The following is a 12,507-nucleotide window of genomic DNA, read 5'->3' as shown; positions in this document are numbered from 1 at the left end:
TGTGGTAATAGGGGAATCCCCCTCCCACTCAACAACTTCATTCTTTATATGAATGACGAAATAACTAGCTAGCGATCTTGAGCGAACTCAAGACGTACCTTTGCTATATTACCACTTCTATACACTCATTTCAAGCTCTTTTAAATTACAATTTATCGATCTGTGTGAACTCAAGTTCCACAGGAGTTTCTCTACCAAACATATTAACGAATACTTTGACTTTGCTTTTATCATAATCAATCTCTTCGATAGAGCCTGTGAAGTTAGCAAATGGTCCATCGATGACCTTGACTGTTTCTTTAAGTTCAAAGTCGATTTCTGTCTTGCGCTCTTCAAGCCCCATTCTCTTCAGAATGGTTTCTGCTTCGCCAGGTAATAACGCTGTCGGCTTAGAGCCTGATCCAGCTGATCCAACGAATCCTGTCACACCTGGTGTATTACGAACGACATACCAAGAATCGTCAGTCATGACGATTTCTACTAACACATATCCAGGGAATACTTTCTTTTTCACTACTTTTTTCTTACCGTTTTTAATGTCCGTTTCTTCTTCTTCTGGTACAACAACGCGGAAAATTTTATCCTGCATGCCCATTGATTCAACACGCTTTTCCAAGTTCGCTTTCACTTTGTTCTCATAGCCAGAGTACGTATGCACAACATACCAATTCTTTTCCATTTTCGTTCAGGACTATTTAGTCCTTCCCTCCCCACATTTCGTAATGTCTATTTGACGAATCTCGAGTACCGGTAAATATTTTCAAGCAATTGAAAAAACCCGTAAAACGGGTTTTTTGGCAAGTCATATTATGATCTATTATAGCACGTTCAGCAGACCATTATTCAAGTATTAATGAATTAATTCGATTAATTGTGAGATTCCTATATCAAGAAAAGAGAAAAAGATGGCAAAAAATACGACTGTTAAAATAACAGTGATCGTGTAGCGGACCATTTCGTTTTTCTTTGGCCAGCTGACCTTTTTCATTTCTTTCCCGACACTTTTTAAGAAACTGATAATACGCATGTAAAAGACCTCCACAGATTAAAGAACGCAAATCCTACTTCGTTTCTAAATGTGTTTTATGTGAATTACAAGTCTTGCAATATTTCTTAACTTCTAATCTTTCAGCTGCTGAAGCAACACTTTTCATTGTCGTATAATTGCGGCTTCCGCAGTCTTTACAGGCTAGAGTAATCTTTTTCCTCATATTTACACCTATTTTCTCGACATCATTTCCTTAGTACCTTATCACAGTGTCGAAAAAGCTGTCAATATAGGTTTGATTAGAGACTGATCTCGCGCAGCTCTAAATATTTCTCTAATTTTCTCTTTACTCTTTGGAGTGCGTTATCAATTGATTTCACATGACGGTTTAAATCTTCAGAAATCTCCTGATAGGACCTACCATCAAGATAAAGCACAAGTACCTTTCTTTCCAGCTCGCTTAGTAATTCACCCATTTTCATTTCAATATCATCAAATTCTTCTTTGCTAATGATTAAATCTTCTGGGTTAAGCGCTTTAGCACCGGAAATGACGTCCAATAATGTTCTGTCCGATTCTTCATCGTATATCGGCTTGTCTAATGATACATAGGAATTTAACGGGATATGTTTTTGGCGAGTAGCTGTTTTAATTGCGGTGATAATTTGGCGGGTAATACATAATTCTGCAAAAGCCTTAAATGAAGTAAGCTTGTCCTCTCTGAAATCGCGGATAGACTTATAAAGTCCGATCATCCCCTCTTGGACAATGTCCTCTCGATCCGCTCCAATCAAGAAATAAGATCTTGCTTTCGCACGTACAAAATTGCGGTATTTCGTTATTAAATAATCTAGCGCATCACTATCTCCGACATGAACCCTTTCAATGACTTGTTCATCTTCCAACTGGCAAAATTGCTCTCTGATGGACTTACCCTTGCTGTTGTTTAGATTCACTTCGATCCCCCCGACCGCACCTAGATAGAAATATTATACAATAATGGTTGAAATATCGTCAAGCTATTCCAAGTTTCCCCGCCGCCATTTTTCAAACGTTTTCAATACATCTTCTGACAATTCAATTTTGGATGCTGGTTTATCAGAAGTAATCTTTTTGACACGTGTTTCAATCTTTCGTTCAATCACTTCTATCTCTCTTAAGAGCTCTCGTGCTGACTTACGAAGTGCACCCTGTCCAAAAATTGCCCATTGTTCTGTATAATCAGAGGTCGCCACATGAATTTGCGTCCGAATGTTATTCAAGTCTTGTGCCAGTTTTTCAATCCGCTCATCAGCCGTTTCATTTTCTCTTGTAAAGATGACCTCTACTCGGTGGTTTGTCCGCTTCTTTTCGATTCCTTTGACCATATGGGCATCGAATACGACAATGACTCGATACCCTGTATATGCTTGATATTCTGCTAAATGTTGAATCAGCACGTCTCTGGCTTCTTCAAAGCTGTTTTCTTTTAAGTGCTGCAAACGAGGCCATGCACCTATCATGTTGTATCCATCGACTAAGAGGATGTCCATCTCTATTCTCCTAACGGATAACGTTTTCGATACACTTCATACATCAATAGACTAGCGGCAACTGATGCATTTAATGAAGTGACCTGCCCGGCCATTGGCAATTTAATCAAGAAATCACATTTTTCCTTAATCAATCGGCCAATTCCTTTTCCTTCACTGCCGATGACAAGAGCGAGAGGCATCGTGCCGTCAAATTGTCTGTAGTCCTGCTTCGCAGATGCATCTGTTCCTGCGACCCAGATTCCTCTTTCTTTCATTTCATCAAGAGCTCTGGAAAGATTGGTTACTTTTGCGACCGGGATATGTTCAATGGCTCCAGTAGATGCTTTCGCAACAGTTGTCGTCAAGCCTACCGCTCGTCGTTTTGGAATGACGATTCCATGTGCACCAACAGCATCGGCCGTACGCATGATCGACCCTAAATTGTGCGGATCTTCAATTTCATCTAAGATGATGAAAAATGGTTGTTCATTCCGCTTTTCAGCAATTTGATACAGATCGTCCAATTCTGCATATTCATATGCTGCTACTTGTGCAACGATTCCCTGGTGCTGACCTGTTACCATCTGATCAAGCTTTTTCCTCGGAACATACTGAATGGTGATATTTTGCTTTTTCGCGAGTTCAATGACCTGCTGGGCTTGTCCTTTTACAGTGTTTTCTGCCATCCAGAGCTTGTATAACTCCCGATCTGACTTCAGTGTTTCAATCACTGCATTTTTCCCAATCACATAATCATGTTGCTGACTCATTTGTCTTCCTCCCTGACGTTCCGATTTCAATCGCCTGACTAATCAACTCTTCTAAGCGTTCGTCCTGCTTCTCGATAAATAAATAACCCATGAGCGCTTCAAACGCTGTACTATAACGATACGTTTGAACGTCTGTGTTTTTAGGCACTGTGCCTGATTTTGCATTTCTTCCTCTTTTCAGCACCGCTTCTTCCGCTTCTGTGAAAAAGCCCTTCTGCTGAAGCTCAAATAAAATAGCGGCCTGAGATTTAGCTGAAACGATCTTACTTGCACGTTTATGAAGCTCATTTGGTTTGGTCGCCCCCATTTGGAGGAGGTGATGCCTCACGTATACTTCAAAAATGGCATCACCCATATAAGCAAGCGCAAGTCCGTTCAACTGTTTTCCGTCTTTCAGCTTTTCAAAATTCAACATGACCTATTCTCCTCTTTTCCAGCGCGTACCTTGAGGAGTGTCCTCCAATACAATATTCATGCTCTTTAACTGGTCACGAATTTGATCAGACAATGCGAAGTCACGATTCCTTCTAGCTTCATTCCGCTTCTCAATTAATGCTTCTACCTCTTCGTCAAGCGTGTGCTTTTCTTCTAGTGAGAAGCCGAGGACGGATGTGATTTCTTGGAACAAGCCAATAAATGCCTTGATCACTTCCTCGGAAGTATGATCATTTTCCATATAGTAATTCGCTTGTTTCGCTAGTTCAAATAAAACAGAGATGGCATTTGCCGTATTGAAGTCATCATTCATTTCAGAAATAAATGTCGCACGCTGCTCTTCAATCTTTGTCAGCCATTCCGTGTTATCCTCTGTTAAATTGGTACTGCTCTCAAGGCGATGATGTAGATTTGAATAAGATGTTTTGAGTCTGTTAAATGCACTCTTTGTACTTTCCAATAAGTCAATGGAGTAATTGATTGGATGACGATAGTGAACCGACAGCATAAAGAAACGAAGCACATCTGGATCTTGTTCTTTAATAATGTCATGTACGAGCACAAAGTTCCCAAGTGATTTTGACATTTTTTCATTCTCAATATTAATATACCCGTTATGCATCCAATACTTCGCAAAAGGTTTTCCTGTCAAAGCCTCAGATTGAGCAATCTCATTCTCGTGGTGAGGGAACGTTAAATCCTGTCCGCCAGCATGAATGTCAATCGTATCGCCTAAATATTTTTTGACCATCGCAGAGCACTCGATGTGCCAGCCTGGACGCCCTTCGCCCCACGGGCTATCCCAAGAAATCTCCTGATCCTTTGCGGCCTTCCATAATGCAAAGTCGAGTGCATCCCTTTTCTTTTCACCTACACGAATACGGGCACCTGTCTTTAATTCATCAATCGATTGGTGAGACAGTTTTCCGTAGCCTTCAAATGAGCGTGTGCTGTAATACACGTCACCATCTGCTTCATAGGCGTAGCCTTTTTCAATCAATGTGGCGATAAACGCAATGATATCATCCATATTTTCTGTCACTCGCGGGTGAAGGTCTGCTTTTTTGCAGCCTAATGCACTGACGTCCTCAAAGTATGCTTGGATAAATCGATCAGCAATCGTTGGGACATCTTCGCCTAATTCATTTGCTGCTTTGATGAGTTTATCATCCACATCAGTAAAGTTGGATACGAAATTCACATCATAGCCGCTATATTCTAAATACTTACGTACCGTGTCATATACAATGGCAGGTCTTGCATTCCCGATGTGAATGTAGTTATACACGGTTGGTCCGCACACATACATCTTGACCTTTCCTGGTTCAAGTGGGACAAACTCTTCCTTCTTACGTGTCAATGTATTATAAATATTGATTGTCATGATTGTTCTTCCTTTCTGCTCAATGAAGCCAGCTCACGTTTTAGCTTTTCCATTTCTCGCTCCAATTCTTTGAAACGATCAGAAACTGGATCTGGCAAATCTTGATGATTGAGATCACGATTGATTTTCTTTCCATTTTGAACGACCACTCGCCCAGGTATACCTACAACAGTAGAATGGTCTGGTACGTCTTTTAACACAACAGACCCCGCACCAATCTTGGACCCTTTTCCTACGGTAATAGAACCGAGCACCTTAGCACCAGTCGCAATCAGCGCATCGTCCAAAATAGTTGGATGCCGCTTTCCCTTTTCTTTCCCTGTTCCCCCTAATGTCACGCCTTGGAAAACAGTGACGTTATCGCCAATTTCACATGTTTCCCCAATCACGACGCCCATGCCGTGATCAATAAAGAACCGCCGGCCGATGGTTGCTGCTGGGTGAATCTCAACCCCTGTGAAAAACCGGCTGACCTGAGAAATGATCCGCGCAAGAAAATACAGCTTACGCTTGTAAAATGCATGCGCAACACGATGAGCCCAAATCGCATGAAGCCCTGAATAGGTTAGCACTACTTCAAGATAGCTTCTAGCAGCAGGATCTTGATCAAACACAGTATCAATATCTTCTTTCAGCATTTTGAAAAACACATGCTCCCCCCGTTCTTCCCCATCAATCTCTCTTAGGACTTGCTCTCTTTTTTGGACAAATAAAAAACGCCTCTGCCATATGACAGAGACGTTTTGAAAACGCGGTTCCACTCTGTTTAGAAAGCCCTCATTTCGCAGCCTTCTCAACTTCATCCCATAACGGAGGGTACCGCCCTTGCATACTAACATACGTGTTCCTCAAGGGTCTTGAGGGTGCATTTCCAACGTCTGCCCATAAGTCTCTTTCAGCCGGTGAAGACTCTTTCTGTGATGGACGATAACATTGTACTTCTCCCTCGCAACGATTTTCCTTATATTTGTTTAATGCGGTTTAATACCGTCTCTTTACCTAGTAGTTCAATACTTTGCGGAAGCTCTGGGCCATGCGTTTGTCCAGTGACAGCCACACGAATTGGCATGAATAGTTTCTTACCTTTATGCCCTGTTTCTTTTTGTACCGCTTTAATGGCAGCTTTGATTTCATCAGGTGTGAAAGACTCAAGACGTTCAAGCTGACCTGCAAACGAAGCCATCACTTCTGGTACTTGCTCTTCTGCAAGAACTTCCTTTGCCTCTTGATTATACTCAATTTGTTCCTTAAAGAACAACTCTGTTAACTCAACAATTTCTGCTCCGTAGCTCAATTGCTCGTGGTATAGAGAAATGAGTTTGCGCACCCACGTGTTTTCTTCTTCTGTCAGCTGCTCGCTTACCTTGCCTGCCTTTTGAAGATGTGGAAGTGTAAGTGCCACAACTTGATCAAGATCAAGTGCTTTTACGTATTGGTTATTCACCCATTTTAGTTTATGCATATCGAAGAGAGCTGGTGACTTAGAAAGTCGATTGACATCGAAAATATCGATGAACTGCTCTTTTGTAAATAGTTCCTCTTCGCCAACTGGAGACCACCCAAGTAGTGCAATGAAGTTAAACAAAGCTTCTGGTAAATAGCCCAAGTTCTTATACTGTTCGATGAACTGGATAATTGATTCATCACGTTTGCTTAATTTCTTGCGGTTCTCGTTTACAATCAGCGTCATATGTCCGAACAGCGGAACATCCCAGCCAAATGCATTGAAGACCATAATTTGTTTAGGTGTATTCGAGATGTGATCCTCACCACGAAGAATGTGAGTCATTTTCATCAAATGATCATCCACCGCTACAGCGAAGTTATACGTTGGTGTACCATCTTTCTTCACAATAACAAAGTCACCGATGCCGTCTGTTTCAAATGAAATCTCGCCTTTGACCATATCGTCAAATTTGATGATTTCTCCTTTAGGCACTCGGAAGCGGATGCTTGGCTCTCTTCCTTCAGCAATCAGCTTGTCCTCTTCTTCTTTTGATAAATGACTGCATTTACCAGAGTATCGAGGCATTTCACTGCGGGCAATTTGTGCTTCACGCTCTTCTTCTAGTTCTTCAGCCGTACAATAGCACTTATACGCCAAATCTTTCTCTAGCAGCTCGTCATAATATTTTTTGTAAATATCATTACGCTCTGATTGTCTGTAAGGACCGTAGCCCCCATCTTTATCAATGCTCTCATCCCAATCAATTCCGAGCCACTGCAGGTGGCGAAGCTGGCTTTCTTCTCCGCCTTCTACATTACGCTTTTGATCCGTATCCTCGATTCGAATAATAAATTTGCCGCCTTGGCTGCGTGCGAACAAATAGTTGAAAAGAGCCGTTCTAGCATTCCCAATATGTAAATGACCAGTTGGACTCGGTGCATAACGAACACGCACTTCATTTCCCATGAGTTTAACTTCCTTTCATCTGCATCATGTTGTCTGACACCAATTTTTTATAAACGTATTTTATCATCAAAACCCATTCTCATCAAAATGGATTTTACTTTTTCTGAAGAAGTACGGTTGCTTGAGAGGCAATTCCTTCGCCTCTTCCTGTAAATCCAAGTTTCTCTGTCGTTGTTGCTTTGACATTCACCTGTGTGACATCTGCCTCAAGGGCTTCTGCGATTTTCTCACACATTGGCTGAATGTATGGTGCCATCTTTGGTTTTTGCGCCATGATCGTGCAATCGATATTCACCAGTGTATAGCCTTTTTCTTTTACAAGTGCCCACACGTGCTGAAGTAATTTAAAAGAGTCTGCATCTTTAAACTCAGGATCCGTGTCTGGGAAATGTCTGCCGATATCTCCTTCTGCAATCGCACCTAGGCAGGCATCCGCCACAGTATGAAGCAGTACATCCGCATCTGAATGCCCAAGTAGACCCTTTTCATAAGGGATCGTCACACCGCCAATAATAAGAGGTCTTCCCTCTGTTAATTGATGTACATCAAAACCTTGTCCTATTCTAAACATGTTCTAGTACCCTCTTTCCGCATCCATAATTGCCTTGGCAACCAATAAATCATCCGGTGTTGTCAGTTTAATATTGGTATAGTCTCCTTGGACAATATACACACTCTCACCGTGTAATTGTTCCACAAGACTGGCGTCATCTGTTCCAAGAAAACCTGTCCGCTCCGCATGTTCATGCGCTTCTTTTAAAATAGAATGACGAAAAGCTTGTGGGGTCTGGACTGCCCACAAGCTCTGACGTTCAATGGTTTGTTCCACTTTGCCTTCTTGAACGCGTTTGATTGTGTCTTTCACTGGTACCGCTACGACTGCGGAGCCTTTTTCAATCGCTGCTTTAACGAGCAAGTCAATCTGTGTATGCTTAATAAAAGGCCTTGCGCCATCATGAACAAGCACGATGTCCGCATCTTGCACAGCCTTCAATCCTTCGTATACACTTTGCTGCCGTTCTTCACCGCCAGTGACAAGTGAAACAGGCGTTTGAAAAGCGTGTACCTTCAGTAGCCTTTCAAAGTCACGACGCTCTTCTTCATTGATCGCTAAGATCATGCGTCTGCATTGTGAATGAGCGTCAAACACCTTCAGTGTGTGGATGATGACCGGCATTCTTTTCAATTCAATAAAAAGTTTATTGCGGCCGGCCTTCATTCGCTTCCCCTGCCCCGCAGCCGGAATAACTACTTCATAATACATGTTCGTTCTCCCTTTAGAGCGCCTTCTCCAGAAGTTTTGGCTTCGCAAAAATCATTCTTCCAGCAGCAGTTTGCAGCACACTCGTGACGAGCACATCAATGTCTTTTCCAATATAATTGCGTCCTTCTTCGACCACAATCATCGTACCGTCATCTAAGTAAGCAACACCTTGGTTATGCTCTTTCCCATCTTTGATGACCTGTACCTTCATTTCTTCCCCAGGCAGTACAACCGGTTTGACTGCATTGGCTAGATCATTGATGTTTAACACTGCTACTTTTTGAAGTTCGCATACTTTATTTAAATTAAAATCATTTGTCACAACAACACCTGAAGTTAACTTAGCGAGTTTCACAAGCTTGCTGTCAACCTCTTGAATATCCTCAAAGTCACCTTCGTAAATTTCAACTTTAATATCCAGTTCTTTTTGAATACGATTTAAAATATCAAGACCTCTTCGGCCTCTATTTCTCTTTAATACATCAGAAGAGTCTGCAATATGTTGTAATTCCTCGAGTACAAATTGAGGAATGACCATCACACCTTCTAGGAATCCAGTTTGACAAATATCTGCGATTCTTCCATCAATGATAACACTTGTGTCTAAAATTTTCAGCTTTTTATCTTCTATTTCAGGTTCATCATCAGCTGCTCCTTTTTTCTTTGTGACCTTTGCAGATCGGGAGAACAGCCCCATCATTTCATCCTTCTTCTTAAACCCTACCTGAAATCCAAGGTATCCTAAAAAGAAAGCCAGGAAAATCGGAATAATGGTACCAAAAATATGATATGGGATATTGTTTAGCGGGATCACGTTTACAATAAGATATGCTAGAATAAGTCCAAATACTAAACCGAAACTTCCAGATATAAGATCAGGAAGAGGCGCCTTCAATAGAGAATCCTCGATCCATTTCACCCAATTAACCACATAGCCTGTGCACCATTTACCAATGATAAAGAACACAGCGGCTCCTATTAGTGCTGAAGAGTAAGCATTTGTTATGAAAGGTATGTCCTTCACATTTAACAGCAGAAATAACTCTGGAATGATAAAAATCCCTACAACTGCACCGAAAATGATAAAAAACGCCTGAACGATTCTTTTTAACATACCTTCACCTCCTTTATTTTTCATCTGTCAATCCACCTTCATCTGACATTGATATATGCTTAAGTTTCCTATCATCATGAACAGAAAACAAAACCATCATTAATATACCCATATTCATCCATTTTTAACCGTATTTAAGAAAAATTTCTCTTTTTATAGCTGACGGTCGATATAATGTTTTTCTTGCAGTCTTTTTAATCCTTTTTTTATCTTTTTCGCTCTTACTTCTCCAATTCCTTCTACTTCATCCAAATCTTGTACATCTGCTTCCATAATTCGATCTAGCACACCAAATGCTTCGACCACGTTTTCAACGATTGGCATAGGCAGTCTAGGGATTTTATGAAGTAATCTGTATCCTCTAGTGTACACATATTCGTCAATATTTGTAGATGCTGGATAGCCGAGTAACTTGTACAAAATAGAGTCATCTAAAAGTTCAAAGCTCGACATATCTTGGAGCTGTTTCAGCAGCACATATGGATCTTTGATCTTTTCTTTCACGTAATCTTTAATAAATAAAGCCGCTTCCTGCTCCATATCTGTAATCAGCTCATTGACTTGCAGACGGATCAAGTGTCCTTCTGTCCCAAGCTCTTTGATATACATATTGATTTCATTTTTGATTCTAAGTACCATTTCATAACGATGCAGCACGGATAATACATCACCAAAGGTCACAAGCTCTTCAAATTCTAAGGCGCTTAACGCAGAAATGGCGTGATCTAAAATGGTTTTATATTTCTCAAGTGTTTGTATCGCTTGGTTAGCCTTCGTCAAAATAAAACCAATATCTTTCAGCGTATATCGTCGATTCCCTTGGTATAAGGTAATGACATTCCGACGTTCAGAAATGGCAATGATTAAGCAGCCTGTCTGCTTTGCTACACGTTCAGCCGTTCGGTGTCTCATGCCTGTTTCTGATGAATGAATGGTTGCATCCGGCATGAGCTGTGTATTCGCATACAAGATTTTTTGACCAGAGTCACTTAAAATAATCGCCCCATCCATCTTCGCCAATTCATATAAATGTGCTGGGGAGAAAGCAGAATTAATATGAAATCCTCCATCTACCACACTTTTCACTTTATCGTTATAACCAACAACAATGAGCCCTCCAGTATTGGCTCTTAGGACGTTTTCAATCCCTGCCCGCAGGGGTGTCCCCGGTGCCACAAACTGGACAATATCTAAGAGATCGACTTCTCTCGCTCCTTTTTTCTCTTTTTCCATTTCTATGATCCCCCTAGTGAAATACGAAGTGCCTCTGCTACATTTTCTACACCGACTAATTCAATCCCTCTCGGTTTTTTCCATCCATCTATATTCGCCTGAGGAATAAACATTCGTTTAAATCCTAGTTTAGCAGCTTCCTGCACACGCTGTTCAATTCTTGATACTCTTCTGACTTCTCCCGTCAGACCCACTTCTCCTATAAAGCAATCTGCTTGATGCGGCGCTGCATCTTTAAAGCTTGATGCAATGCTGACGGCAATAGCCAAATCAATCGCTGGTTCGTCAAGTTTCACACCACCTGCGACCTTTAAATAGGCATCTTGGTTTTGCAGCAGCAGCCCTACCCGTTTTTCTAAAACGGCCATAAGCAATGACACTCGGTTATGATCAAGGCCAGTAGCCATTCTCCGTGGATTCCCAAAGCTCGTCGGTGAAATAAGTGCTTGTATCTCCACTAGAACAGGTCTTGTTCCTTCCATTGAGGCAACAACACACGATCCAGATACACCTGCTGACCGCTCTTCTAAGAAGATTTCTGATGGGTTTAATACCTCTGTGAGCCCTTCCTCCCTCATTTCAAAAATCCCTAATTCATTCGTTGAACCAAAACGGTTTTTCACTGCCCGTAAAATACGAAACGTATGATGGCGCTCCCCTTCAAAATAAAGAACTGTATCCACCATATGCTCTAAAAGGCGCGGCCCAGCAATCGAGCCTTCCTTCGTCACATGACCAACAATAAAAATAGGAATACCATTCGTCTTGGCAATTTTCATCAGCTGCGCAGTGCATTCCCTCACCTGAGAAACAGATCCAGGAGCTGACGTGATATCGCTTTGATAAACGGTTTGAATTGAATCGACCACAACAAAAGCGGGTTTCATCTCTTGTATAGCAGACGTTATATACTCCATATCGGTTTCAGCCAAAACATGTAAAGAGGCACTTTCAATACCGAGACGGTCCGCCCTAAGCTTCGTTTGTTTGATTGATTCCTCACCAGATATGTATAACACATTCTGATTTTGATCTGATAGCTGTGCTGAAACTTGTAATAATAGTGTGGACTTCCCAATCCCAGGATCACCGCCAATAAGAACGAGTGAACCTTTGACAATTCCACTTCCTAATACTCGGTTAAATTCTTCTAAATTCGTTTTAATTCGGGGTTCTTCGGATGTTTCAATTGCAGATATAGGTGAAGGTTTTTGAATGGTTTGAACAGAATGATTAAACGCACTTCGACGATTTGCCGGCTCTTTACGAACGACCTCTTCTGTCATACTGTTCCAAGTGCCGCAGCCAGGACATTTCCCCATCCATTTGGCTGACTCATAACCGCACGATTGGCATATAAATTTTGATTTTGACTTAGCCATAGATTGAAGA

Annotated in this window: 15 protein-coding genes and 1 other annotated feature; all 15 genes read right to left on the bottom strand. The window is 41.4% G+C overall.

All coding sequences use genetic code 11. From position 1 onward, the window contains the following. Positions 1-145: 145 nt before the first annotated feature. Entirely contained in the window at positions 146-679 is a 534-nt protein-coding gene (gene nusG / locus ID12_RS05485; RefSeq protein ID WP_003217197.1) for a transcription termination/antitermination protein NusG, read from the bottom strand. Positions 680-850: 171 nt separating this feature from the next. Further along, a complete protein-coding gene (gene secE / locus ID12_RS05480; RefSeq protein WP_008345422.1) occupies positions 851-1,027 on the bottom strand; it encodes a preprotein translocase subunit SecE in 177 nt (58 codons plus the stop codon). A gap of 34 nt (positions 1,028-1,061) precedes the next feature. Next, complete coding sequence (gene rpmG / locus ID12_RS18785; protein ID WP_008356502.1) at positions 1,062-1,211, bottom strand: 50S ribosomal protein L33; 150 nt, start codon at positions 1,209-1,211, stop codon at positions 1,062-1,064. Between the two features lie 76 nt (positions 1,212-1,287). Then, positions 1,288-1,944, bottom strand: coding sequence for an RNA polymerase sporulation sigma factor SigH (gene sigH, locus ID12_RS05475; protein ID WP_008345424.1), 657 nt, complete (start codon positions 1,942-1,944; stop codon positions 1,288-1,290). A 63-nt stretch (positions 1,945-2,007) separates the two neighbouring features. Beyond that, positions 2,008-2,520: a ribosome-dependent mRNA decay endonuclease Rae1/YacP gene (gene rae1, locus ID12_RS05470; RefSeq protein WP_007496285.1), complete on the bottom strand. Its 513-nt coding sequence runs from the start codon at positions 2,518-2,520 to the stop codon at positions 2,008-2,010. Positions 2,521-2,522: 2 nt separating this feature from the next. Beyond that, positions 2,523-3,272 (bottom strand): 23S rRNA (guanosine(2251)-2'-O)-methyltransferase RlmB, encoded by a 750-nt coding sequence (rlmB, locus tag ID12_RS05465; protein WP_008345427.1) that lies wholly within the window; start codon positions 3,270-3,272, stop codon positions 2,523-2,525. Further along, positions 3,256-3,687, bottom strand: a complete 432-nt coding sequence (locus ID12_RS05460) for a Mini-ribonuclease 3 (RefSeq protein WP_046342446.1) — start codon at positions 3,685-3,687, stop codon at positions 3,256-3,258. The genes rlmB and ID12_RS05460 overlap by 17 nt, the downstream gene beginning before the upstream one ends. A 3-nt stretch (positions 3,688-3,690) precedes the next feature. Next, a complete protein-coding gene (gene cysS, locus ID12_RS05455; protein ID WP_008345429.1) occupies positions 3,691-5,091 on the bottom strand; it encodes a cysteine--tRNA ligase in 1,401 nt (466 codons plus the stop codon). After that, a complete protein-coding gene (cysE, locus tag ID12_RS05450; protein WP_017366453.1) occupies positions 5,088-5,741 on the bottom strand; it encodes a serine O-acetyltransferase in 654 nt (217 codons plus the stop codon). Before cysE ends, cysS begins: the two co-directional genes overlap by 4 nt. An 81-nt stretch (positions 5,742-5,822) precedes the next feature. Further along, positions 5,823-6,052, bottom strand: a binding site (T-box leader). Continuing rightward, positions 6,053-7,504 carry a glutamate--tRNA ligase gene (gene gltX, locus ID12_RS05445; protein WP_007496275.1) on the bottom strand — a complete coding sequence of 484 codons (1,452 nt, stop codon included), beginning with the start codon at positions 7,502-7,504 and terminating at the stop codon, positions 6,053-6,055. A gap of 94 nt (positions 7,505-7,598) precedes the next feature. Beyond that, a complete protein-coding gene (gene ispF / locus ID12_RS05440; RefSeq protein WP_007496273.1) occupies positions 7,599-8,075 on the bottom strand; it encodes a 2-C-methyl-D-erythritol 2,4-cyclodiphosphate synthase in 477 nt (158 codons plus the stop codon). Between the two features lie 3 nt (positions 8,076-8,078). Then, the gene (ispD, locus tag ID12_RS05435) at positions 8,079-8,768 is read right to left on the bottom strand and encodes a 2-C-methyl-D-erythritol 4-phosphate cytidylyltransferase (RefSeq protein ID WP_008345432.1); all 690 of its coding nucleotides are present in this window, start codon (positions 8,766-8,768) and stop codon (positions 8,079-8,081) included. A gap of 13 nt (positions 8,769-8,781) precedes the next feature. Further along, positions 8,782-9,882 (bottom strand): PIN/TRAM domain-containing protein, encoded by a 1,101-nt coding sequence (locus ID12_RS05430; RefSeq protein ID WP_003217214.1) that lies wholly within the window; start codon positions 9,880-9,882, stop codon positions 8,782-8,784. A 153-nt stretch (positions 9,883-10,035) separates the two neighbouring features. Next, positions 10,036-11,115 (bottom strand): DNA integrity scanning diadenylate cyclase DisA, encoded by a 1,080-nt coding sequence (gene disA, locus ID12_RS05425; protein WP_007496267.1) that lies wholly within the window; start codon positions 11,113-11,115, stop codon positions 10,036-10,038. A 2-nt stretch (positions 11,116-11,117) separates the two neighbouring features. Then, complete coding sequence (gene radA, locus ID12_RS05420; protein WP_017359160.1) at positions 11,118-12,497, bottom strand: DNA repair protein RadA; 1,380 nt, start codon at positions 12,495-12,497, stop codon at positions 11,118-11,120. Positions 12,498-12,507: the final 10 nt, after the last annotated feature.

The organism is Bacillus altitudinis, assembly GCF_001191605.1.
GTDB lineage: Bacteria > Bacillota > Bacilli > Bacillales > Bacillaceae > Bacillus > Bacillus altitudinis.
Note: the sequence above shows the minus strand (reverse complement) of the source record. Positions and strands in the feature narration are given on the sequence as shown.